We start from the raw sequence: 23,594 nt of genomic DNA on the forward strand, positions 1-23,594 counted from the left end.
TATGTATTAATAAGTGTAATGCCCTTTTACGACACCTTTACTTGTTTTATACCCAAGTGCTTTGAATGCTTTTGGACTTACGTCTAATACAGCATTTGGCATTCTGCCTACATCATATTTATATACTGTAATCACTTTATGTGGTTTCGCTTTTGTTGTCACTCTTAGTTTTGTACCTTTTTTCGGTACGTCAAAGCCCATTTTAGTTGCTGCATCCCAATGACCGAGTTTTTTTCCATCTGCGCCTTTTTTGCCGACACCATTATACCAAGTAATATTGCCGCTTACTTTTTTTGCACTTGCTCCATGTGAGAAACTGAATGCTAAAAATAAACTAGCTACTGTTACGATTGTCGTGATAAGCTTTTTATTCATTAAGAAATCCTCCGTTTTTGGTTTCTGCACTCATTATACATGAAGATGAACCCAGTTATTTTACAGACACATTACAATTCAAATACAAGTTGACCACTTTATGACCGATAAAGTTCATAAATACTACCATAAACAGTCAGAACATTGTAAGCAGCCCCCCTCTTTCATTTTATATAATAAAAGTGAATCAAATTTAAGGGGGAATTTTCATGAAAAAGTGTTTCACCGTTTTGATTGTAAGTTTGGCCTTCGTTTTGATGTTTTCAAGTCTTCCTGCCTCAGCGGCTAGTCCTCGTCACGGCGCTATTGTGACGCAAACAGATGAAGCCAAATGGTCAGGTATCTCTGCTGATATTGTCCTGCCGAAAACAGCCACCATTAAAAACGGCTATGCGGACTGGTATCTCGGTCTCGGCTCTGCTGTTGTAGAGAGCGGTATTTCAAAAACGTCTTCTGGCTATAAAGTTTTTCTGGGCAGCGGCTCACAAGGCGGCAGTAAATACTGGAACAGCGAATACGATTCAAGTATTAAAGATGGTGCACGTGTCAACTTAAAGCTCATCAACAATGGTGATGGCACGGTGTCACTATATGTCAACGGGAAACTGCGCTATAAGCAGCCTGTTTACAACCCTAGCCGTCTGAAAAACCTTGATGTTGTCAAAATGGTACATGGCGTACAGGATAATGGAGCAAACAGCTATTCACAAGCAAGCTTTTCGAATGTACAGCTTCGTGCAAATACATCAGGAAGTGTCTATAAAAATTGGGACGGGTCAATCAAATCGTCACTTTTACGTAAAAATTTAGAATCCGGTGCCGCAGCTCCTAAATTCACCGTCATTTCTTCTATCCCATTAAGTACAAGCCTTTCAGCACAATAAGAAATAAAGCACCCTCCATTGGGTGCTTTTTATTGTTCACAGCTTATCAACACTTCTCTTTTAATCAAAACAACGATTCGTGGTAACATAAGCATACATACTTCGAAGAAAAAAGGAGATCGAACGTGAAAAAAAGTCTACTTGTTTTCATGAGTCTAGCTGCAATTCTCTGCATCCTAGCAGCTTGCTCAAATACAAAAGAACAAAAAACAGAAACGAAGGCACTTCCAACAATTAATGAACGCATTCAAAAGGAAACAAAAGAAGTGATGGAGCAGTCTAAGCTCATCAAAGACACTGACATCACCGTTGATCAAAAGAAAAAAATCATTTCTTTAAACGTAACAGCTTCCTCTGATACCAATAGTGATTACGCTGAAGTCATTGGTTTAAACTTTGCAAAAACGCTGGCCATTGGAGCATCAACTGAAAAAGAAAACAATCTTCATAAACCGGAAAATGACAGCCTCGGTGCCCTCTATTCCTTTTATGACCTAAACATCACCGTGAAACAAGAAAACGGCAAGATGCTGGCAAAGGGAACGAAAAAAACAAATGAAACAAAAATTACTTGGGAAAGAGCCCAATAATTGGACAAGAAAATCCTTTATGGATTTTCTTGTTTTTTTTAACAAAACTATTAACTTTATGAAAAGAATGCCGATTAGTAAGATTGTGTTGGTTCTTAAGTACCAATAATTCTTATTTACATATCGGAGGAAAGTATTATGAAAAGAACAACAGAATTTGTTTTAGGTTTAATTGGAGGTATTTTTGGATTTTTCGGCGCAATGTTTGCTCTTGCTTTCGGAGGAATCGATGCGGCATTTAGCGATTCAGGCACAAGTGAAATTACGGGGTTAGGCTGGGCAGCAATGCTTTTCTCTATTCTTGCCATTGTCGCATCTGTCATCGTAAAGAAAAAAGCAAAGCTTGGTGGAATTTTATTATTAGTATCTGCTGTAGGCGGCATTATTTCTATTTCTATGTTCTTCATCCTTCCAGCTGTATTAATCATCATTGCAGGCTGCATGGGCGTGTTTAGAAAAGAGCCTGTCGTCAATAACACAACTGCATAAGAATAGAGAATAAAGCTTGTAGGGATTGCTCTACAAGCCTTTTCTCTCTACTCTTTGTAATTCATATTGAATGGCATCAACTAACTCTATTATGTTTTCATCTATCCAAAGATCCAACATAAATAATATATCATTCACCATGTGTGACAAATCTTCTTGGCTCATCAATTCTTCTTTGTAAGCAGGGACAACAAAGAAATAGAATAGATCAGCCAATTCAAGAACGACACGTACATCTTTTTCATCCATGATGGCTTTATGCAAAGAATGAATCAGCCATTTGAGGTCTTCATGATTTTCAATAGGAACATACATCAATTGGTGTATTTCATCGGTATCCCTATCACTTAGAATCCTCTCAGCAGATTCCTTTGAAAGAGCCCCAACTGTATTTGAAGATATATTCAGAAACAAGAATTCATGTTGATCCTCTCTATTAACCGTCTTGATTGACGAACCTTCCATCTCAATCACTCCCAATCCCTTATAATAATTCTATTATAAGGAAATTCAAGTTCGTTTTAAGTCACAAGAAGTGGATTTTATGTAATTTTAAGCTAACTGGTTTATAAAAAAACACTCAAAAACAATTATTTTCTATTTTTATCATTTTTTGTTGATTTACAAGTACTTTTATCCTATTATAATAGTCATGATCAATGTATAAGCACAAGGCGCTTATATAAATTAAACAAAAGGGGATTTTCATTTTGAAGAAATTCTATGCTTTATTTTTAGCTTTAGGGCTAACATTTACACTGGCTGCTTGCGGTTCAACAGAAGATGTGTCTACAGGTGCATCTAAAGAAAAAGAGTCTACAAGCACAAAAACACAATCAAAAAACAAAAAAGACGATGGTTCAAAGAAAATAAATGCGAGCAAACACAAAACAACTGCTCAAGGAATGAAAGTAAACCTTGGTGAAATTAAAATTATGAAGGATAGAATCAATGTTGGAATGAATATCGAAAATACGACAGGTAAAGTCCTAAATTTCTATCCAGATCAAGGTAAAGTTGTAGCTGGAAGCATGCAATTAGATGCGAATATGTTTATGACTGACGGTGATATTGGTGGCGAAGTTGAAGGTGGCGTTAAACAGGATGGTGTTATTCAATTCTTAGCTCCTGAAGGCAAAGAGATCAACATTAAAAACATCAAAGAATTAAAACTGAAATTTGGAAATGTCACAACTGACGATTACATGAATAGTAAAGACGTGACATTCACAGTTAAAGTAAAATAAACTTTCACTCATGCCCTTGAATGATGAGGGCTTTTTTTATCACCACTAAAAAACACTTTCCTAGAAGAAAGTGTTTTTGTTTATAAGTAACGTTTCATTCTTTTTATTACTCCATAAGGATAACTAATCTTTCGAGAAGTCTCTTAAATGGAACTCTTTTTCATCGCCTCAGCCATTTCCACTTCACCCTCTGCTTCCAGCTGTTCAATGATGCGGATATAATCCCTTTCGTGGCGATTTTGGCTTAATTTAAAAGCAGCCTGAACTTCATCAATGATGATCTTAAAGCCTACAATGCCTTTCATTTGCTTCTCTAACAGTTCCTCAGACAACGTATCCCATAGCACCGGCTGTTCTCTGTGACTTTCGTATGTCTCCAGCATTGTGGTTAATTCCTTAACCAGTTCCGATTTTTCAAGCAGTTCCGCCTTTCCATAAACATGAACAGCCTGGTAATTCCATGTTGGTACTGCTTCTTTTTCATACCATGAAGAAGATATGTAGGCATGTGGCCCTTGAAAAATGACGAGCGTCTTCTCGCTCTCTTCAAACGTTTTCCACTGAGGATTTCCAATCGCCATATGCCCTGAGATCACATACGAATCTCCAACTTGATGAAAACTCACTGGAATATGTGTCGCAATAGGCTTTTCATTCATTGTCGTCACAACTGTAGCAAAAGAATGAGATTGAATAAATGATTTGATTTTCTCCATATCTTTCACTCGAAAAAATGATGGGATATGCATTTACCCTTCCTCCTTTTTGATCAGCTCAATGTTTTGGTCATAATGAAATCCATTTGCTCTTCGTCCCCCATGAGAAAGGCGTGCACCCCTGTTCGAACAAACCCAAGCTTTTGATAGAAAGCGATGGCCGCTCTATTGTGCTCCCACACCCCAAGCCAAACATCCTGTTTATGATGATTTTTCGCAATTTCAATGGCTTGATCGATTAAATATCTGCCTAACCCTTGCTTTTGAAAGGACTGCTTGATATAAATTCTTTCAATCTCTAACGCGTCACTCCCCATCTCTTCTGATTGGGCATCATCCATATTGATCTTCAAATAACCAGCTACTTCCCCATTCACTTGAACAAAATAAAACTGTGAAGAAGGGTGCTGTAATTCCTTTAACAGCTGGTTTAGGTGAAAAGCTGTCTTCACGTACGCTTCGATATGTTCCACTTTGTTTTGATCCAGAAAGGTTTCTTTAAATGTATCGGTTCCAATTTTCTGAAGCTCCTTTACATGTTGTTCATTGCACCGAATGAAAGTGACGGTCATAAAGTCGTCCCTCCTTATTAATTAGTAGTCTCTCTTTATCCCTTTTTTCACACCTTCCCAGTCCTTTTCTATATTCTTTCGCACCCTGAGAAGATACTCATAAATCTGTTCCGCTTCTTCCTTAGAAAAGCCATCCAGCGCCACTTGATTTGAATAATCATGTTCTCGTTTAATCATTGGGTAGACCGCTTCCCCTTTTTCAGTTGGAAACAGCTTTTTGATTTTTTTATTCACACGATCATTCTTTTTCTCAATAAACCCATGCAGTTCTAGCTTTTTGATAGCCCGAGCAGCCGTAGTTCGATCCACCTTAATCATTTCCGCCAGCTTTTCCTGAATGATACCAGGCTCCTCACAAATACGCACAAGATATAAATACTGCCCCTTCGTTAAATCGTACTCTTTAAATTCAATATTACTTATGGAATCAAGCGCGCGAGCTATCACACCGATCTCCCGCAATATTTCTTTCATGTATTCCAACTCCTTTTGTTGTATTTACAACAATTAATTATAGCTAATATAACTGATAAAAGTTGTATTTGCAACAAAAACCCACTCCTTAATTGGAAGTGGGTTTTCAACTCTTTCCTTATTTATCACGCTTCTTCGATCCAAACAATCCAAACACGACAGCCAGTGCAACAATAATCGCCACCCACGTAGTGAAGCCCATATGATCACCGCTTTCTTTTTAAAATACCATATCGGTAAAGACCCATGAAATCACTTGATTATATTTTAACGATTGAGAAACAGTAAGGGTTTCAATTCATCATCCCTGATACTTTTTATTGCATGTGACCAAAATCATGAAGACATAACAAAAACCCCTATATTTCAAGGGGTTTTCGAGGGTGTTACATCATTCCGCCCATTCCACCCATGCCGCCCATATCTGGCATTCCGCCGCCTGAGCCGCCTTCTTCTGGTTTGTCAGCAACGACTGCTTCAGTTGTTAGAAGCATTGCTGCTACAGAAGCTGCGTTTTGAAGTGCAGAGCGAGTTACTTTTGTTGGGTCAACGATTCCTTTTTCGATCATGTTTACCCATTCGTTTGTTGCTGCGTTGAAGCCTACGCCAATTTCTTCGTTTTTCAAGCGCTCAACGATAACGGATCCTTCAAGACCAGCGTTGTGAGCGATTTGACGAATTGGCTCTTCAAGAGAACGTAGAACGATGTTTACACCTGTTTGAACGTCACCATCTGCTTCGATTGAAGCGACTTTGTTGTATACATTCACAAGTGCTGTACCACCACCGGATACGATACCTTCTTCAACTGCTGCACGAGTTGAGTTCAGTGCATCCTCGATGCGTAGTTTACGCTCTTTTAGTTCTGTTTCAGTTGCAGCACCAACTTTGATGACAGCGACGCCGCCAGCTAGTTTTGCAAGACGTTCTTGTAATTTTTCTTTATCGAATTCAGAAGTTGTTTCTTCTACTTGAGCACGGATTTGGTTCACACGTGCTGCGATTTGAGCAGAATCTCCTGAGCCCTCTACGATTGTTGTGTTTTCTTTTGTCACAACGACTTTAGACGCACGGCCAAGCTGACCGATTTCAGTTGATTTCAGGTCAAGTCCTAGGTCTTCTGTGATCAATTCTCCGCCAGTTAGAACAGAGATGTCTTCAAGCATTGCTTTACGACGATCACCGAATCCAGGAGCTTTTACTGCTACTGCGTTGAATGTACCACGAAGTTTGTTCACAACAAGAGTTGCAAGTGCTTCGCCTTCTACATCTTCAGCAATAAGCAATAATGGTTTTCCTTGTTGTACAACTTGCTCAAGTACAGGAAGGATTTCTTGAATGTTTGTGATCTTTTTATCAGTGATTAAGATGTAAGGATTTTCAAGAACCGCTTCCATCTTATCAGAATCGGTCACCATGTATGGTGAAGCATATCCGCGGTCAAATTGCATACCTTCAACCACTTCTAGCTCAGTTGTGAATCCTTTAGATTCTTCAATTGTGATAACTCCGTCGTTACCTACGCGTTCCATTGCTTCTGCGATTAGGCTGCCGACTTCTTCGTCTGCTGCAGAAATAGCCGCAACTTGAGCAATTGATTCTTTGCCTTCGATTGGTTTAGAAATCTCGTGCAAGCCTTCAAGTGCTACTTTCACTGCTTCTTCGATCCCTTTACGAACGCCAACAGGGTTTGCACCAGCTGTTACGTTTTTCAGACCTTCACGGATCATCGCTTGAGCTAGAACTGTTGCAGTCGTAGTACCGTCACCAGCTACGTCGTTTGTTTTGCTTGCAACTTCAGCCACAAGTTTTGCACCCATGTTTTCAAATGCATCTTCTAATTCAATTTCTTTTGCGATCGTTACACCATCATTTGTGATAAGTGGAGAACCGAATTTTTTCTCAAGAACCACGTTACGTCCTTTAGGTCCTAAAGTTACTTTTACAGCATCTGCAAGTGCATCTACACCGCGTAACATCGCGCGACGTGCTTCTTCACTGAACTTAATATCTTTTGCCATAATAACGAAACCTCCTCAGTCTTTTTAAAAATTTATCTCAATGTTTTTTATGTGATTAACCAATAACAGCTAAAATGTCGCTCTCACGAAGGATTAAATATTCTTTGCCTTCATATTTCACTTCAGTGCCTGCATATTTTGAGAAGATAATGCGGTCGCCTGTGCTTACTTCTAACGCAACGCGCTCACCACTTTCAAGTACACGCCCTGAACCTGCTGCAACAATTTTACCTTCTTGCGGTTTTTCTTTTGCAGAATCCGGTAAAACAATACCGCTAGCGGTTTTTTCCTCAGATTCAACGAGTTCAATGATTACGCGATCGCCTAATGGCTTTAACATAAGAAACAACCTCCTCAATTTTTATATGTAGTCTTTTTTAGCACTCATCACCAGCGAGTGCTAACACATTTATTATAATAAAGAATGTCTTCTGCAATTTCAAGTGAAAACCTTTAAAAATTTTTACGCTTTCACGATCTTTTTTGGTCTCAGATTCTTTCCTTTTCATCGAAAAAGGAGACTTGTGTTACAATAAATCTAGTTCTTTTAGTAAAGGGGTTTTCGTTACTTGAAAAAACAATATTGGTACATCATCTTAACGTATATATTGGTGCAGGTTTCTGCGTTTCCTTATGTGCTCATTATGAAATGGCTGGGATTCATTCAATCACCGATGACTCAAACAGAGCTTTCAAAATTATCAGGAACGTGGACAATCATCAGTTTTTGTATCGGATTGATCATTATTCTGCTCATCCTTCGAACCGTCCCAAAAGCTTCACTGCGAAATGAAGCGCCAGTTTCAATCGGTTCTGCTATCGCATGGATCATTGGCGGTTTCTTTCTTTCTCTCTTTGCACAATCGATTGCGGGGGCGATTGAACAATATGCATTCGGCATTGGCCGTGAGTCAGAAAATACGCAAACCATTTTATCCATTATGGATGCCGTTCCTTGGCTTGTGATCGTCATCGCCCTGATTGGTCCAATCTTAGAGGAAATCATTTTCCGTAAAATCATCTTTGGTGTGATTTATGAAAAAACAAATTTCTTCTTTGGAGCACTTGCCAGTTCAGTGGTTTTCGCTGCTGTACACTATGATTTTCCCCATATCTTGCTCTATACCGCAATGGGCTTTACCTTTGCCTTTTTATATGCGAAAACAAAACGAATCATTGTTCCAATCGGCGCTCATATGCTGATGAATTCACTTGTTGTTCTTGTGCAGATTGAGCCAGTGAAAAAAATGATTGAAGAACAATCTCAAACCATGCAAATGATTATTGGAGGCTTTTTCTCATGAGAAACCCAGTCGTATGGGGCATCATTTATTTTGCCGTAGGTGTCGCTTTCACCTATATGGCCATTCAAAACCCAGGTGACATGTGGTCATTTTACAGCATTTTGCTGATGGTGTTTGCGGCCTATAATATCAATATCGCGCTTAAAATGTTTGCCTTCTCTGTCAAACTCAAAAAACAGCAGCAAAAATAAATCAAAAACCATTTTCCGCGTTTGGAAAATGGTTTTTTTATGGAGGACGTGTCTTCATGGAACATGAAAAACTTCGCATCTTCAATGATCAACATGAAACGATTGGAACTGCCGCTCGTTCAGATGTCCACTCCCAAGGTCTTTGGCATGAAACATTTCATTTTTGGCTTCTTAAAAAAGAGCATGGCACCGTATATCTCTATTTTCAGCTAAGAAGTCCCGCAAAAAAGGATTTTCCTTCTATGTTTGATATCACCGCAGCGGGCCATCTTCTCGCAGATGAACAGCCTTCTGATGGCTTGAGAGAGGTAGAGGAAGAACTTGGTCTTTCTATCCCTTTTGAGGACCTCACCTTTGCAGGTCTCATACAGGATGAAATCCATATGCCTTCGTTCATCGACCGTGAGTTCTGCCATGTGTACCTTTATATGAATCAAGAAGAGCACATGGAAGTTTATCTACAGAAAGAAGAAGTCGCTGGTCTGTACAGAGCCAAGCTGCTTGATGCACAGCAGCTGTTAACAGGAACATGTGAAAGAATTCGAATCAAGGGCTTTCAAGTTGATGCAAACGAAGAACGACGTGAGGAAAGCATCGAAGTGGGTGTTCATGATTTTGTCCAGCATGAGCCCGCCTATTATGAGCACCTCTTTCATGCGATCAATCAATTTCTTACGCAATAGAAAAAGCATCGTGATCCCTCATTGGATCATGATGCTTTTTTATGAGACATAGTGACTTTCTTTCTCCTCTGTTTGCTGCATTTTGCGGTAGGTCACTCTTGAAATGATAATGCTCACTTCGTATAAAACGAGCATTGGCAAGGTGACCATGAGGTGAGAAACAAGCTCTGGCGGTGTAATGAGTGCGGCAATGACAAGGAGGACAAAATAGGCATACTTTCGTATTTTTGATAAAAACATCGGTGTGATGATGCCAAGTCTTGTGAGAAACATCAACACGACGGGCATCTGAAACAAAAAGCCAAATGGAAGTGTTAACTGCATCAGAAATGTAAAATACTCATGAATCCCAATGACTTGCTCTACATTTAAATCATTCGACATTCGCATCATAAAGTCGACGACAAACGGAAACAAAATAAAATAAGAGAAAGCCACACCGCTCAAAAATAAAAGCAGTGCAATCGGAATGTAAGCAAGTGTCACCTTTCTTTCTTTCTCATATAAGCCAGGACTCACAAACGCCCACAGCTGATATAAAATAACGGGACACGTCAAAACCAAAGCAATGACAAATGCGAACTGCATAAACACGTACAGTGGATCTGTAAGCTTAAATGCGTTCAGCGTGAGTGTTGCCGCTTCATCGGTATTTTGTAAATACACAATGACCGGCTTAGCGAGAAAAAAACCAGCCACCATAAAGGCGACAAAAAACATCGCAATGATCACTAAACGTTTTCGCAGTTCCACAATATGCTCCATAAGCGGCATATCTTTGACATTCATGAAGCTCATCCTATTCTACTGATCTTCTTTTTTCTTTTTTTCTTCCTGATCATCAGCTAAGCCTTTTGTGGCATTTTTGAATTCACGTAATGTATCTCCTGCTGCTCTTCCTAATTCAGGAAGCTTTTTCGGCCCAAAAATAATGAGCGCTACAATCGCAATCAGAATCAAACTCCCAGGACCGATCGGACCCATTTGCTCCACCCCCTTTACCCCTTTTCGTCAGTCCTCCTGCGTAACAGAGTAATGCTTTAAGAAATACACAAGAGACTGAAGTTCAACCGCCAAATCTATATGATGAATTCGAATGTGTTCCGGCACATTCAATCGAGCCGGCGTAAAGTTAAGGATTCCTTTGATGCCAAGGGCAATCAAACGATCTGTAATGGATTGAGCTGCTACGGCAGGTACTGTCAAAATCGCAACAGGGATATCTCCTACCTCTTGAACATGCTCTTCAAGCTTATCCAAATCATAGACAGGCACGCCGCCTATCTCACTTCCTATTTTACTCTCATTGACGTCAAAAGCCATTGAAATTTTTGTATTATTATTTTTGATGAAATTATAGTGTAAAAAAGCAGTCCCTAAATTCCCGACACCGATGAGCATGACATTGGTCATTTCATCTTGGTCAAGGGTCTTTCTGAAGAAGGTCAAGAGATAATCGACATTATAGCCATACCCTTTCTTCCCAAGTGCACCAAAGTACGAAAAATCTCGGCGAATGGTGGCAGAATCCACTTTGACTGCATCACTAAGCTCAGCTGATGACACCCTTTGTTTTCCTGATGCATGCAGATTTTTTAAAAAACGGTAATATAGCGGCAAACGTTTGGCTGTCGCTTGTGGAATTTTTGACTGATCTATATTCATATAAGGTCCTCCAACTTAAATATCAGATGCTCTGTGAAAATCACCATTTTTCCCGCCTGTCTTTTCAATTAGATAGGTAGGACCGATGATCATGCCTTTATCAATCGCTTTGCACATATCGTAAACGGTCAGTGCACATACTGAAGCAGAAGTGAGCGCTTCCATCTCCACACCCGTACTTCCTTTTGTTTTTACCTGTACTTGTATGTTCAGGATGTGCGCATTTCCGTCTTCCTCCCAATTAAAGGAGATATCCACGCCTTTTAGTGCAAGCGGATGACACATTGGAATGATGGTAGATGTTTGCTTTGCTGCCATGATGCCAGCAACCTGTGCAACAGACAGCACATCTCCTTTTCCAATTTCACGTTGCTCTATTTTATGAAACACTTCTTTTATCATACGAACACTTGAAACAGCAACGGCGGTTCTCACTGTAGACGATTTGTCACTAATGTCGACCATCTTTGCTCTTCCCTGTTCGTTAAAGTGGCTAAATTGACTCATCTTTCAACGCTCCCTCACTCAAATGATACACTATTTTTTCCTATCTGTCTTTCATTTGAATATGGCGATTGTATGTAACATTTGCCGGTTTACTGCTGATAAGCTACACTTAACATATTATAGCAGAGGTGAAGTTACATGATGATTCTACAAGTGAATCAGCTGTCCAAATCGTTTGGCGCTGATACCGTTTTAACGAATATAAAATTGGAAGTCAAAGCAAGGGATCGCATTGCCATTGTAGGTCGTAACGGCGCAGGCAAATCCACGCTTTTGAAAATCATCGCCGGTCAAATGTCTTACGAGCAAGGTGAGATCATCAAACCAAAAGACCTATCGATCGGCTATTTAGCACAGCATACCGATGTAACGTCTACACGTACGCTAAAAGACGAATTATTATCGGTTTTTGATCATTTAAAAGAAATGGAACAAGAGATGAGAACCATTGAGGAGAAAATGGCTTCCTCCACAGGTTCTGAGCTGGAAGCCCTTATGAAAACCTATGACAGGCTTCAGCAGGAATTTAAAGATCAAGGCGGCTATCAATATGAAGCAGATGTCCGCTCCATTCTTCATGGACTCGGCTTTAGTCATTTTGAAGATGAGACAACCGTCCAATCCTTAAGCGGCGGTCAGAAAACCCGTCTAGCGCTTGGAAAGCTCTTGTTAATGAAACCAGAACTCTTAATTCTGGATGAGCCGACCAACCATTTAGATATTGATACCTTATCATGGCTGGAGCAGTATTTGCAAAATTATACAGGTGCCATTCTCATCGTGTCCCATGACCGCTATTTCTTAGACAAAGTCGTAAACCACGTCTATGAAGTCTCAAGAACTTCGATGAAAAAGTTTGCAGGGAACTATAGTAAGTATCTTGAGCTGAAAGCAGAGCAGCTCGAGCGGGATATGAAACTATACGAAAAGCAGCAAGAAGAGATCTCAAAGCTTCAGGATTTCGTGGATCGCAACCTGGCAAGAGCTTCAACTACAAAGCGCGCTCAAAGCAGACGCAAGCAGCTCGAACGAATGGATCGTTTAGATAAGCCTTTAGGTGACGAAAAATCCGCAAACTTTCATTTTGATATTACGAGACAAAGCGGCAATGATGTGCTGAAGGTACATGATCTCGATATTCGTTATGATGAAAAAACACCGCTCCTATCCTCTCTTTCTTTTCAGATTAAACGCGAGGATAGTGTGGCACTCATTGGTCCTAACGGGATCGGGAAATCAACCCTTTTAAAAACGTTAACGAACACATTAACACCAGTAAAAGGCGACATCACTTTTGGATCTCATGTCACGATCGGCTACTATGACCAAGAGCAAGCCAAACTGACATCCTCGAAAAAAGTGCTCAATGAGCTTTGGGATGACTATCCTCATATGAATGAAAAAGAAATTCGGACATGTTTAGGAAACTTCCTTTTTTCCGGTGATGACGTTTTAAAGCCTGTCCATGCATTAAGCGGTGGAGAAAAAGCACGCCTTGCACTGGCAAAGCTGATGCTCCAAAAAGCCAATTTTCTTATTCTTGATGAGCCGACAAACCATCTGGACTTAGATAGTAAGGAAATTTTAGAGAATGCACTAATCGATTATCCAGGAACCATCTTATTTGTCTCGCATGATCGTTATTTTATCAATCGTCTTGCTACGAAAGTATTTGAGCTGTCGCCTACAGAAACAAGAGAATATCTCGGTGATTATGACTACTATCTTGAAAAGAAAAATGAACAATTAGAGCTGGAAGCACTTCAAGAAAATGAGCCGCTTAAAAAACAAGCTGCACAGCCAGCAGAAAAGGCAAAGCTTTCTTATGCGGAAGAAAAAGAACTGAAAAAGAAAGAAAGACAAAAGCAGCGCAGAATCGAAGAAATTGAAGAACGCATTGCTGTCGTCGAAGACAAGCTCGGTGAAAATGAACAGCTGCTATGTGATCCTAATATTTTTCAAGATCACGAGAAGGTCCAATCCATTCAAACAGAAAATGATACGCTCAATCAAGAGCTGGAATCACTTTTTGCGGAGTGGGAAGAGCTTTCAGAAGCTTAAAGAGTGCCCTAAAAGGTACTCTTTTTCTTTCAAAGAAAATTTATTATCCACAATGATACCCACAATAACTTCTTGATTATTCTTAAACACATTAGACTTATCCACTTTATCCACAGAGTTTTAATCACATATCCACAAAAAAGATCATATTTATACACATCCTCTTCATTTTAAAACAAAATTTTCTAACAATTGTGGATATATAACGTTTACATGTGAATAAATCGCTTTCATAAAAAATAAAAACCCCTGTCATCCACAGGAGTTTTTATTCATATGAGACTAGCGGCAATCCTGGCTGGCCATTCATCGCCATATCGCTTCTGATTCCTTTTTCAAACGCAATGGTTCCAGCGGCAGCGATCATGGCTGCATTGTCTGTGCAAAGAGATAATGGCGGAATAATGACTTTCACTTCTGGCAGCTTCGTAAATGCTGAGGTTAAAGCTTTTCTTAGTCCTTTATTGGCAGCGACTCCTCCAGCTAGAACGACCTGCTTCACGCCATAGGCTTCAGCCGCTTTCAATGTTTTCCCAACAAGCACCTCAATGACGCTTGCTTGAAAACTTGCGGCCAAATCCTCTGGGGCAATCGTTTCTCCCTTTTGTGACGCATTGTGTAAGGTATTGATCACAGCTGATTTTAAACCACTGAAGCTAAAGTGATAAGACCCTTCTTCAAGCCATGCACGAGGAAGCTTAATTGTCGGCTCTCCTTCATGTGCTAACCGATCAATATGAGGTCCGCCTGGGTACGGGAGACCCATCGTCCGGGCCACTTTATCGTACGCTTCTCCAGCTGCATCATCTAAAGTTTCTCCGATGACCTCAAAAGATCCATGCTCCTTCATTAAAACAAGCTCAGTATGTCCGCCGGAGACAACAAGAGCTAAACATGGGAACTCCAATTCATCAACAAGCTGGTTTGCATAAATATGCCCTGCAATATGATGAACACCAACAAGAGGAATTTGATGGGCAAAGCTCAGTGCCTTTGCTGCATTGACACCAATCAGCAAGGCACCCACGAGGCCAGGTCCTTCTGTGACAGCAATCGCATCTAAATCCTTAAAGCTCATACCCGCCTGTGCCATCACTTCTTCTAATACGATGGTGACTTGCTCCACGTGATGCCTTGAAGCAATTTCGGGTACAACTCCGCCAAATCGTTTATGACTGTCTATTTGCGAGGCCACCACATTCGCCACGATTTCATTTCCATTTTTGACAATGGACGCAGCTGTTTCATCGCAGCTTGTTTCTATACCTAATATGAATCGATCTGTTTGTTCACTCATTTATATTCACCCACATGACTAATGCATCTTCTCCATTATCCGTATAATAATTCTTTCGAATAGAAGCTGGTCTGAAACCGAGCTTTTCATAGAGGGATTGTGCTGGTGTATTTGAAACCCGCACCTCTAAAGAAAGATGATCTGTCTTTTTTTCTTTGCAAAATTCCATGACATATCGAAGCAATGCTTCCCCGTAGCCTTTTCCTCTATGTTCAGGGAGAATCGCAATGTTCGTAATTTGTGCATCGTCCATGACAATCCAGACCCCGCAATACCCAACAGGCTGCTTATCTTCTTCAATGAGGAAATAATGGCTGTATTGGTTATGAAGAATCTCATAGACAAACGATTCCTTTTTCCAAGGCGCTGTAAACGAATGCACTTCAATCGTATACACCTCTGGAATATCCGCTACTGTCATTTGTCGTATCTTTGCTATGTGAAGATTATTTTTGTCCTTCAAGCCATTTCACTTCCGCTTCTGCCAAACGAATATAGTTAGGAACAAGCTGATGGACATCTTCAGCAGGACGATCTGCGCCTAAAAATGCAAGCACTGAAGGTCTTGGGTTATGAAATGTCCCATCTGCCAGTACAGCCGTTTCTCCTAAAATAGAGCGAATGCTCTCTACATGAAGATGCACATCTTGTCCAAGAAATAGAACAGGCTTTCCTGCCTGCTTCAGTTCATGAAGCCAATCCGTGAGCAGGATATTTTGATCTGGTTCGACCTCTTTGATCTTACCCTTTTCAAACGAATAAAGTCCGGTATAAACTTGTCCTCTTCTCGCATCAAATAGAGGTGAAATATACCCATCAAAATATTGACCATTTGCCGCAAGTGTTTCTAAACTCGAAACAGCCGATATCGGGATAGACAGCGTCCAAGAAAGTGTTTTTGCTATGGTGACCCCGATTCTGACGCCAGTGTAAGAACCAGGTCCTTTTGCCACAACGATTTTGCTTAGTTCGCTTGGTGATACACCACATTCTTTCATCAATGCTTCAACAGTGGGCATCGCTCGGACGGAATGGTTCTTTTTTAAGTATGTGATGCTCTCGCCTATTACAGTGAAATCTCTTACAAGAGCAATTCCTAGTGTATGGTTTGATGTATCAATGGCCAGTATGGTCAAATTTTTTCATCTCCTTACAAAGGGTCTCATAACGCTCCCCTTTTGCATCAAACGTGAGATGCCGTTCTTCTTCACGTTCTGTTCTCAGCATTTCAATTTTTAAATAGGAAGAAGGCAATTGAGGTTCAATAAGATGGGCCCATTCAACCAAGCATACACCTTCACCCTCAAAATATTCTTCGAGGCCGATCTCTTCTTCTGCATCTTCCATGCGGTACACGTCCATATGATATAGTGGCAGTCTGCCATCGGTATATTCTTTAATAATTGTAAAGGTGGGGCTGTTGACGATACGGGTAATTCCTAAGCCTTCCGCAAAACCTTTTGAAAAAGTGGTTTTGCCTGCACCTAAATCTCCTTCTAATGTCAATACATCGCCTGGCATCACAAGTTTGGCCAATGCAGCGGCAATTCGTTTCGTCTCATCCGCACCTTTTGTCGTCCATGTTAATTTCACCGTTGATGTCACCTCATTTCTTAAAATGATTATATCCTTTTTTCATTAACATTGTTTGTTGATCATTGTCTTTTAACATAACACTGGCTGCTTGATCATCTTTGACTTGTCCAATACGTGTGACCTGAATGCCTTCTTTTTGACATTGCGATTCAAAGCTTTCCCAATCACATTCTGGTATCGTACCAGTTAAAACAAAATCTTCTCCCCCGAACAACACCCATTCAAGCCAGTCTTTGCGCAGCACCTGTAAATCCGGATGAATTGGAAGCTTATCAGCTTCTATCTCGATCATCACACAGCTCGCTTCGGCTATCTCATTTAACTCACTCGCTAATCCATCACTCACATCATTCAAGGACACACGCGGGAAACTTGAACAAATGTGTCCAGCAGCAATATGAGGCTGAGGCATTTTATGACGCTTAAGAAAAAAATCAGCATCGACCGCCTTAGAAGGGGCTGCTTCGTTCATTAAGATTGATAACCCAGCAGCTGATGAACCAAGTTCACCTGTGACAAAGACAATGTCTCCAGTCTGAGCACTGTGACGATAACAAGCTTTTCCCTTTGAAACCTCACCAATGACCGTCACGGTAATGACAAAGTCACTGCGGGTGGCCACTGTATCTCCACCAATCAAATCCATATGATAGGAGTCAGCCAACGCTTTCATTCCCTCGTAAAGCTCCGTAACAATTGTCTCATCACCATGAGGCGGGATTGCAATTGAAACAAGATAATATTTTGGGGTCCCTCCCATTGCAGCGATGTCACTGACATTGACTGCCAGTGCTTTAAAGCCAACTTCAAATGGTGTTGAAAAGTCAAAACGAAAATGAACATGCTCCACCATTGTATCAACACAAACGACCTCTTCACAATGTGAATGAGGTTGATAAATACTTGCATCATCACCGATGCCCATGATCAAAGAGCGCTGATATGTATCTTTAGGTGTGATTCGGCGAATAAGATCAAATTCATCCATAAAAAGACAGCCCCTTCTTGCAATCAATTGGTTAAGTAGACATGAGGTCAAACACAGTTAGTATTAGTGTAGCGAATATAAGTCTCAGTTCCAACTAAAAATGATATAAAGAAAGCCTGGTGTGAAAAAACCAGGCTGAGTTGAAATAATCTATCTTTTCTTTCTTATATTGTATCCAAACACACATCATTTCATTGCATCTTGGGTACTTCTAGAAAGAAAAAGACATAAAAAAAAACGAAACTATACGTTTTCGTTTACAAGTCATAAAAATGGCGGTCCGGACGGGACTCGAACCCGCGACCTCCTGCGTGACAGGCAGGCATTCTAACCAACTGAACTACCGGACCATTTTGGTTGCGGGGGCAGGATTTGAACCTGCGACCTTCGGGTTATGAGCCCGACGAGCTACCGAACTGCTCCACCCCGCGATGATATAAAGATAACAAGCTTGGCGGCGTCCTACTCTCACAGGGGGAAACCCCCAACTACCATCGGCGCTGAAGAGCTTAACTTCCGTGTTCGGTATGGGAACGGGTGTGACCTCTTCGCTATCGCCACCAAACCTGATGGAGAGAATGTTCTCTCAAAACTAGATAACAATGTTCAAGCTTCACATTAGAATATAGGTTAAGTCCTCGATCTATTAGTATCTGTCAGCTCCACGTGTCACCACGCTTCCACCTCAGACCTATCAACCTGATCATCTTTCAGGGATCTTACTTCCTTGCGGAATGGGAAATCTCATCTTGAGGGGGGCTTCATGCTTAGATGCTTTCAGCACTTATCCCGTCCGCACATAGCTACCCAGCGATGCCCTTGGCAGAACAACTGGTACACCAGCGGTGCGTCCATCCCGGTCCTCTCGTACTAAGGACAGCTCCTCTCAAATTTCCTGCGCCCGCGACGGATAGGGACCGAACTGTCTCACGACGTTCTGAACCCAGCTCGCGTACCGCTTTAATGGGCGAACAGCCCAACCCTTGGGACCGACTACAGCCCCAGGATGCGATGAGCCGACATCGAGGTGCCAAACCTCCCCGTCGATGTGGACTCTTGGGGGAGATAAGCCTGTTATCCCCGGGGTAGCTTTTATCCGTTGAGCGATGGCCCTTCCATGCGGAACCACCGGATCACTAAGCCCGACTTTCGTCCCTGCTCGACTTGTAGGTCTCGCAGTCAAGCTCCCTTGTGCCTTTACACTCTGCGAATGATTTCCAACCATTCTGAGGGAACCTTTGGGCGCCTCCGTTACATTTTAGGAGGCGACCGCCCCAGTCAAACTGCCCACCTGACACTGTCTCCCTGCCCGATAAGGGCAGCGGGTTAGAAGGTCAATACAGCCAGGGTAGTATCCCACCGATGCCTCCACCGAAGCTAGCGCTCCGGTTTCCAAGGCTCCTACCTATCCTGTACAAGCTGTACCAACATTCAATATCAGGCTGCAGTAAAGCTCCACGGGGTCTTTCCGTCCTGTCGCGGGTAACCTGCATCTTCACAGGTACTATAATTTCACCGAGTCTCTCGTTGAGACAGTGCCCAGATCGTTGCGCCTTTCGTGCGGGTCGGAACTTACCCGACAAGGAATTTCGCTACCTTAGGACCGTTATAGTTACGGCCGCCGTTTACTGGGGCTTCAATTCGCACCTTCGCTTACGCTAAGCGCTCCTCTTAACCTTCCAGCACCGGGCAGGCGTCAGCCCCTATACTTCGCCTTACGGCTTCGCAGAGACCTGTGTTTTTGCTAAACAGTCGCCTGGGCCTATTCACTGCGGCTTCTCGGGGCTTTAACACCCTAAGAAGCACCCCTTCTCCCGAAGTTACGGGGTCATTTTGCCGAGTTCCTTAACGAGAGTTCTCTCGATCACCTTAGGATTCTCTCCTCGCCTACCTGTGTCGGTTTGCGGTACGGGCACCTCTCACCTCGCTAGAGGCTTTTCTTGGCAGTGTGGAATCAGGAACTTCGCTACTAAATTTCGCTCGCCATCACAGCTCAGCCTTTACGGGAAACGGATTTGCCTATTTCCCAGCCTAACTGCTTGGACGCGGATATCCAATACCGCGCTTACCCTATCCTCCTGCGTCCCCCCATTGCTCAAATGGTGAGGAGGTGGTACAGGAATATCAACCTGTTGTCCATCGCCTACGCCTTTCGGCCTCGGCTTAGGTCCCGACTAACCCTGAGCGGACGAGCCTTCCTCAGGAAACCTTAGGCATTCGGTGGACGGGATTCTCACCCGTCTTTCGCTACTCATACCGGCATTCTCACTTCTAAGCGCTCCACCAGTCCTTCCGGTCTGGCTTCACAGCCCTTAGAACGCTCTCCTACCACTGTTCGTAAGAACAGTCCGCAGCTTCGGTGATACGTTTAGCCCCGGTACATTTTCGGCGCAGAGTCACTCGACCAGTGAGCTATTACGCACTCTTTAAATGGTGGCTGCTTCTAAGCCAACATCCTGGTTGTCTAAGCAACTCCACATCCTTTTCCACTTAACGTATACTTTGGGACCTTAGCTGGCGGTCTGGGCTGTTTCCCTTTCGACTACGGATCTTATCACTCGCAGTCTGACTCCCAAGGATAAGTCATCGGCATTCGGAGTTTGACTGAATTCGGTAACCCGGTAGGGGCCCCTAGTCCAATCAGTGCTCTACCTCCGAGACTCTTACCTTGAGGCTAGCCCTAAAGCTATTTCGGAGAGAACCAGCTATCTCCAGGTTCGATTGGCATTTCACCCCTACCCACACCTCATCCCCGCACTTTTCAACGTGCGTGGGTTCGGGCCTCCATTCAGTGTTACCTGAACTTCACCCTGGACATGGGTAGATCACCTGGTTTCGGGTCTACGACCACGTACTCATGCGCCCTATTCAGACTCGCTTTCGCTGCGGCTCCGCATCTTCTGCTTAACCTTGCACGGGATCGTAACTCGCCGGTTCATTCTACAAAAGGCACGCCATCACCCGTTAACGGGCTCTGACTACTTGTAGGCACACGGTTTCAGGATCTATTTCACTCCCCTTCCGGGGTGCTTTTCACCTTTCCCTCACGGTACTGGTTCACTATCGGTCACTAGGGAGTATTTAGCCTTGGGAGATGGTCCTCCCGGATTCCGACGGAATTTCACGTGTTCCGCCGTACTCAGGATCCACTCTGGAGAGAACGACATTTCAGTTACAGGGCTGTTACCTTCTTTGGCGGGCCTTTCCAGACCTCTTCGCTTATATCATTCCTTTGTAACTCCGTATAGAGTGTCCTACAACCCCAAGAGGCAAGCCTCTTGGTTTGGGCTGTTCCCGTTTCGCTCGCCGCTACTCAGGGAATCGCATTTGCTTTCTCTTCCTCCGGGTACTTAGATGTTTCAGTTCCCCGGGTATGCCTTCTCATACTCTATGTATTCAAGTATGGATACTACTCCATTACGAGCAGTGGGTTTCCCCATTCGGAAATCTCCGGATCAAAGCTTGCTTACAGCTCCCCGAAGCATATCGGTGTTCGTCCCGTCCTTCATCGGCTCCTAGTGCCAAGGCATCCACCGTGCGCCCTTTCTAACTTAACCATTTCTTACTTTAGAAAGAATCACTATGTGTGATGAACTTTGCATTGCATTCAATGTGAATGTATTACTTATTGTTATCTAGTTTTCAAAGAACAATCCTGTCTCGCTAGAGACATGTTTTGAAGGAATGATCCTTCAAAACTAAACAAGACGAAAACGTACGCTGCTCCATATATCCTTAGAAAGGAGGTGATCCAGCCGCACCTTCCGATACGGCTACCTTGTTACGACTTCACCCCAATCATCTGCCCCACCTTCGGCGGCTGGCTCCATAAAGGTTACCTCACCGACTTCGGGTGTTGCAAACTCTCGTGGTGTGACGGGCGGTGTGTACAAGGCCCGGGAACGTATTCACCGCGGCATGCTGATCCGCGATTACTAGCGATTCCAGCTTCACGCAGTCGAGTTGCAGACTGCGATCCGAACTGAGAACAGATTTATGGGATTGGCTAAACCTTGCGGTCTTGCAGCCCTTTGTTCTGTCCATTGTAGCACGTGTGTAGCCCAGGTCATAAGGGGCATGATGATTTGACGTCATCCCCACCTTCCTCCGGTTTGTCACCGGCAGTCACCTTAGAGTGCCCAACTGAATGCTGGCAACTAAGATCAAGGGTTGCGCTCGTTGCGGGACTTAACCCAACATCTCACGACACGAGCTGACGACAACCATGCACCACCTGTCACTCTGTCCCCGAAGGGAAAGCCCTATCTCTAGGGTTGTCAGAGGATGTCAAGACCTGGTAAGGTTCTTCGCGTTGCTTCGAATTAAACCACATGCTCCACCGCTTGTGCGGGCCCCCGTCAATTCCTTTGAGTTTCAGTCTTGCGACCGTACTCCCCAGGCGGAGTGCTTAATGCGTTAGCTGCAGCACTAAGGGGCGGAAACCCCCTAACACTTAGCACTCATCGTTTACGGCGTGGACTACCAGGGTATCTAATCCTGTTCGCTCCCCACGCTTTCGCTCCTCAGCGTCAGTTACAGACCAGAGAGTCGCCTTCGCCACTGGTGTTCCTCCACATCTCTACGCATTTCACCGCTACACGTGGAATTCCACTCTCCTCTTCTGCACTCAAGTTTCCCAGTTTCCAATGACCCTCCCCGGTTGAGCCGGGGGCTTTCACATCAGACTTAAGAAACCGCCTGCGAGCCCTTTACGCCCAATAATTCCGGACAACGCTTGCCACCTACGTATTACCGCGGCTGCTGGCACGTAGTTAGCCGTGGCTTTCTGGTTAGGTACCGTCAAGGTGCGAGCAGTTACTCTCGCACTTGTTCTTCCCTAACAACAGAGCTTTACGATCCGAAAACCTTCATCACTCACGCGGCGTTGCTCCGTCAGACTTTCGTCCATTGCGGAAGATTCCCTACTGCTGCCTCCCGTAGGAGTCTGGGCCGTGTCTCAGTCCCAGTGTGGCCGATCACCCTCTCAGGTCGGCTACGCATCGTCGCCTTGGTGAGCCATTACCCCACCAACTAGCTAATGCGCCGCGGGTCCATCTGTAAGTGACAGCCGAAACCGTCTTTCATCCTTGAACCATGCGGTTCAAGGAACTATCCGGTATTAGCTCCGGTTTCCCGGAGTTATCCCAGTCTTACAGGCAGGTTACCCACGTGTTACTCACCCGTCCGCCGCTAACATCCGGGAGCAAGCTCCCTTCTGTCCGCTCGACTTGCATGTATTAGGCACGCCGCCAGCGTTCGTCCTGAGCCAGGATCAAACTCTCCGAGGTATGCAGGATGCATATCACACATGCGTTGCTACACGATGTAGCGAACTTAGCATGTGATCATTTCCTGCCTCGCCAGTTTGACTGACTACCTATGAAGTATCATAGGATTTTTTTATAAAAACTCGAATTAACAGGTACGTTTTGTCTTGTTTAGTTTTCAAAGATCATGTTCAAAAATGGAGCGGGTGATGAGAATCGAACTCACGACATCAGCTTGGAAGGCTGAGGTTTTACCACTAAACTACACCCGCGTGGTTTGTATTGGCGCGCCCGAGAGGAGTCGAACCCCTAACCTTTTGATCCGTAGTCAAACGCTCTATCCAATTGAGCTACGGGCGCTTAATCAGGCGACTTAATTATCTTAACATATCGTTTTTATTAAATCAACATCTTTTTTAAAATTTGTTTGCCGCATGCGTGTGAACGTCTGTGTTTCAAATACGTCATCAGCGACGAATAAAAATATACCATGAATCACATAAAAGGGTCAATACATTTTTCTAAAAAAGTTTCATGTTTTTTAAAATTGATTTTTTCTTAGATCAATAGACATGTAATAGCCCTATTTTCTTCTCTTTCTTCATAATTCCAATGATTCTTAAATAAAATCTTTCTAAATACAAAGGAGGACAAAACATGGCCACAT

General features: G+C 43.0%; 24 protein-coding genes, 4 tRNA genes and 3 rRNA genes. 8 read left to right on the forward strand and 23 right to left on the reverse strand.

The window, feature by feature from the left end; all coding sequences use genetic code 11:
- Nucleotides 1–6: 6 nt before the first annotated feature.
- Entirely contained in the window at nt 7–375 is a 369-nt protein-coding gene (locus M1D84_RS15880; protein ID WP_024424478.1) for an RlpA-like double-psi beta-barrel domain-containing protein, read from the reverse strand.
- 209 nt (nt 376–584) lie between these two features.
- Between M1D84_RS15880 and M1D84_RS15885 the strand changes: the two genes are divergently transcribed.
- The 3 genes from M1D84_RS15885 (at nt 585) to M1D84_RS15895 (ending at nt 2,338) form a co-directional block, all read left to right on the forward strand.
- Nucleotides 585–1,259: a hypothetical protein gene (locus M1D84_RS15885; RefSeq protein ID WP_073204070.1), complete on the forward strand. Its 675-nt coding sequence runs from the start codon at nt 585–587 to the stop codon at nt 1,257–1,259.
- 125 nt (nt 1,260–1,384) lie between these two features.
- On the forward strand, nt 1,385–1,849 hold the full coding sequence (locus M1D84_RS15890) for a hypothetical protein (protein WP_073204067.1): 465 nt from the start codon (nt 1,385–1,387) through the stop codon (nt 1,847–1,849).
- Nucleotides 1,850–1,987: 138 nt separating this feature from the next.
- Nucleotides 1,988–2,338, forward strand: coding sequence for a DUF4064 domain-containing protein (locus M1D84_RS15895; RefSeq protein ID WP_024424475.1), 351 nt, complete (start codon nt 1,988–1,990; stop codon nt 2,336–2,338).
- 30 nt (nt 2,339–2,368) lie between these two features.
- Here M1D84_RS15895 and M1D84_RS15900 read toward each other — a convergent pair whose 3' ends face one another.
- Nucleotides 2,369–2,803: a hypothetical protein gene (locus M1D84_RS15900; protein WP_073204065.1), complete on the reverse strand. Its 435-nt coding sequence runs from the start codon at nt 2,801–2,803 to the stop codon at nt 2,369–2,371.
- Between the two features lie 245 nt (nt 2,804–3,048).
- On the opposite strand from M1D84_RS15900, the gene M1D84_RS15905 reads away from it, so the two are divergent.
- Nucleotides 3,049–3,585, forward strand: coding sequence for an LptM family lipoprotein (locus M1D84_RS15905; protein ID WP_073204062.1), 537 nt, complete (start codon nt 3,049–3,051; stop codon nt 3,583–3,585).
- 143 nt (nt 3,586–3,728) lie between these two features.
- On the opposite strand, the gene M1D84_RS15910 is transcribed toward M1D84_RS15905, so the two are convergent.
- The 5 genes from M1D84_RS15910 to groES form a co-directional block, all read right to left on the reverse strand.
- Nucleotides 3,729–4,334, reverse strand: a complete 606-nt coding sequence (locus M1D84_RS15910; protein WP_044335686.1) for an FMN-binding negative transcriptional regulator — start codon at nt 4,332–4,334, stop codon at nt 3,729–3,731.
- Nucleotides 4,335–4,354: 20 nt separating this feature from the next.
- On the reverse strand, nt 4,355–4,873 hold the full coding sequence (locus tag M1D84_RS15915) for a GNAT family N-acetyltransferase (RefSeq protein WP_257802947.1): 519 nt from the start codon (nt 4,871–4,873) through the stop codon (nt 4,355–4,357).
- 21 nt (nt 4,874–4,894) lie between these two features.
- Nucleotides 4,895–5,347, reverse strand: a complete 453-nt coding sequence (locus M1D84_RS15920) for a MarR family winged helix-turn-helix transcriptional regulator (RefSeq protein ID WP_041087006.1) — start codon at nt 5,345–5,347, stop codon at nt 4,895–4,897.
- A 386-nt stretch (nt 5,348–5,733) separates the two neighbouring features.
- Nucleotides 5,734–7,368 (reverse strand): chaperonin GroEL, encoded by a 1,635-nt coding sequence (groL, locus tag M1D84_RS15925; RefSeq protein WP_024424467.1) that lies wholly within the window; start codon nt 7,366–7,368, stop codon nt 5,734–5,736.
- Nucleotides 7,369–7,423: 55 nt separating this feature from the next.
- On the reverse strand, nt 7,424–7,708 hold the full coding sequence (groES, locus tag M1D84_RS15930) for a co-chaperone GroES (protein WP_024426730.1): 285 nt from the start codon (nt 7,706–7,708) through the stop codon (nt 7,424–7,426).
- A 229-nt stretch (nt 7,709–7,937) separates the two neighbouring features.
- Here groES and M1D84_RS15935 point away from each other — a divergent pair, with 229 nt between their 5' ends.
- Genes M1D84_RS15935 through M1D84_RS15945 form a run of 3 tightly spaced genes read left to right on the forward strand, consistent with a single transcriptional unit; the run spans nt 7,938 to nt 9,546 of the window.
- Entirely contained in the window at nt 7,938–8,672 is a 735-nt protein-coding gene (locus tag M1D84_RS15935; RefSeq protein ID WP_283859907.1) for a CPBP family intramembrane glutamic endopeptidase, read from the forward strand.
- Complete coding sequence (locus tag M1D84_RS15940) at nt 8,669–8,863, forward strand: YdiK family protein (RefSeq protein ID WP_003213897.1); 195 nt, start codon at nt 8,669–8,671, stop codon at nt 8,861–8,863. The genes M1D84_RS15935 and M1D84_RS15940 overlap by 4 nt, the downstream gene beginning before the upstream one ends.
- Nucleotides 8,864–8,919: 56 nt before the next feature.
- Entirely contained in the window at nt 8,920–9,546 is a 627-nt protein-coding gene (locus M1D84_RS15945; protein WP_133744798.1) for an NUDIX hydrolase, read from the forward strand.
- A gap of 39 nt (nt 9,547–9,585) precedes the next feature.
- Here M1D84_RS15945 and tatC read toward each other — a convergent pair whose 3' ends face one another.
- The 4 genes from tatC to moaC are packed head-to-tail and all read right to left on the reverse strand — an operon-like array spanning nt 9,586 to nt 11,718.
- The gene (gene tatC, locus M1D84_RS15950) at nt 9,586–10,344 is read right to left on the reverse strand and encodes a twin-arginine translocase subunit TatC (RefSeq protein WP_073204051.1); all 759 of its coding nucleotides are present in this window, start codon (nt 10,342–10,344) and stop codon (nt 9,586–9,588) included.
- A 6-nt stretch (nt 10,345–10,350) separates the two neighbouring features.
- Complete coding sequence (locus tag M1D84_RS15955; protein ID WP_008355689.1) at nt 10,351–10,530, reverse strand: twin-arginine translocase TatA/TatE family subunit; 180 nt, start codon at nt 10,528–10,530, stop codon at nt 10,351–10,353.
- Between the two features lie 27 nt (nt 10,531–10,557).
- Nucleotides 10,558–11,211, reverse strand: a complete 654-nt coding sequence (locus tag M1D84_RS15960; RefSeq protein WP_008355687.1) for a redox-sensing transcriptional repressor Rex — start codon at nt 11,209–11,211, stop codon at nt 10,558–10,560.
- 15 nt (nt 11,212–11,226) lie between these two features.
- Nucleotides 11,227–11,718 (reverse strand): cyclic pyranopterin monophosphate synthase MoaC, encoded by a 492-nt coding sequence (moaC, locus tag M1D84_RS15965; RefSeq protein ID WP_041115989.1) that lies wholly within the window; start codon nt 11,716–11,718, stop codon nt 11,227–11,229.
- Nucleotides 11,719–11,856: 138 nt separating this feature from the next.
- On the opposite strand from moaC, the gene M1D84_RS15970 reads away from it, so the two are divergent.
- Complete coding sequence (locus M1D84_RS15970) at nt 11,857–13,779, forward strand: ABC-F family ATP-binding cassette domain-containing protein (RefSeq protein ID WP_024424462.1); 1,923 nt, start codon at nt 11,857–11,859, stop codon at nt 13,777–13,779.
- 268 nt (nt 13,780–14,047) lie between these two features.
- Here the strand turns inward: M1D84_RS15970 and tsaD are convergent, their stop codons facing one another.
- The 12 genes from tsaD to M1D84_RS16030 all read right to left on the reverse strand — a co-directional run bounded on the left by tsaD (nt 14,048) and on the right by M1D84_RS16030 (nt 23,287).
- A complete protein-coding gene (gene tsaD / locus M1D84_RS15975; protein WP_024424461.1) occupies nt 14,048–15,076 on the reverse strand; it encodes a tRNA (adenosine(37)-N6)-threonylcarbamoyltransferase complex transferase subunit TsaD in 1,029 nt (342 codons plus the stop codon).
- Nucleotides 15,069–15,497 (reverse strand): ribosomal protein S18-alanine N-acetyltransferase, encoded by a 429-nt coding sequence (rimI, locus tag M1D84_RS15980; RefSeq protein WP_024424460.1) that lies wholly within the window; start codon nt 15,495–15,497, stop codon nt 15,069–15,071. Before rimI ends, tsaD begins: the two co-directional genes overlap by 8 nt.
- Before the next feature lie 25 nt (nt 15,498–15,522).
- The gene (gene tsaB, locus M1D84_RS15985) at nt 15,523–16,212 is read right to left on the reverse strand and encodes a tRNA (adenosine(37)-N6)-threonylcarbamoyltransferase complex dimerization subunit type 1 TsaB (protein ID WP_270125909.1); all 690 of its coding nucleotides are present in this window, start codon (nt 16,210–16,212) and stop codon (nt 15,523–15,525) included.
- The gene (tsaE, locus tag M1D84_RS15990) at nt 16,193–16,669 is read right to left on the reverse strand and encodes a tRNA (adenosine(37)-N6)-threonylcarbamoyltransferase complex ATPase subunit type 1 TsaE (protein ID WP_034622161.1); all 477 of its coding nucleotides are present in this window, start codon (nt 16,667–16,669) and stop codon (nt 16,193–16,195) included. Before tsaE ends, tsaB begins: the two co-directional genes overlap by 20 nt.
- 13 nt (nt 16,670–16,682) lie before the next feature.
- Nucleotides 16,683–17,660: a thiamine-phosphate kinase gene (gene thiL, locus M1D84_RS15995; protein ID WP_458106326.1), complete on the reverse strand. Its 978-nt coding sequence runs from the start codon at nt 17,658–17,660 to the stop codon at nt 16,683–16,685.
- A gap of 273 nt (nt 17,661–17,933) precedes the next feature.
- A tRNA-Asp gene (locus M1D84_RS16000) sits at nt 17,934–18,010 on the reverse strand.
- A 4-nt stretch (nt 18,011–18,014) separates the two neighbouring features.
- Nucleotides 18,015–18,091, reverse strand: a tRNA-Met gene (locus M1D84_RS16005).
- Between the two features lie 18 nt (nt 18,092–18,109).
- Nucleotides 18,110–18,225, reverse strand: a 5S ribosomal RNA gene (gene rrf, locus M1D84_RS16010).
- Between the two features lie 61 nt (nt 18,226–18,286).
- Nucleotides 18,287–21,217, reverse strand: a 23S ribosomal RNA gene (locus M1D84_RS16015).
- 182 nt (nt 21,218–21,399) lie between these two features.
- Nucleotides 21,400–22,948: ribosomal RNA gene (locus M1D84_RS16020) — 16S ribosomal RNA — on the reverse strand.
- The 16S, 23S and 5S rRNA genes sit together here with 4 tRNA genes alongside, the layout of an rRNA operon.
- 177 nt (nt 22,949–23,125) lie before the next feature.
- Nucleotides 23,126–23,199, reverse strand: a tRNA-Gly gene (locus M1D84_RS16025).
- Nucleotides 23,200–23,210: 11 nt separating this feature from the next.
- Nucleotides 23,211–23,287: transfer RNA gene (locus tag M1D84_RS16030), tRNA-Arg, on the reverse strand.
- Nucleotides 23,288–23,594 lie beyond the last annotated feature (307 nt).

It is taken from the genome of Bacillus sp. PK5-006, assembly GCF_054161415.1.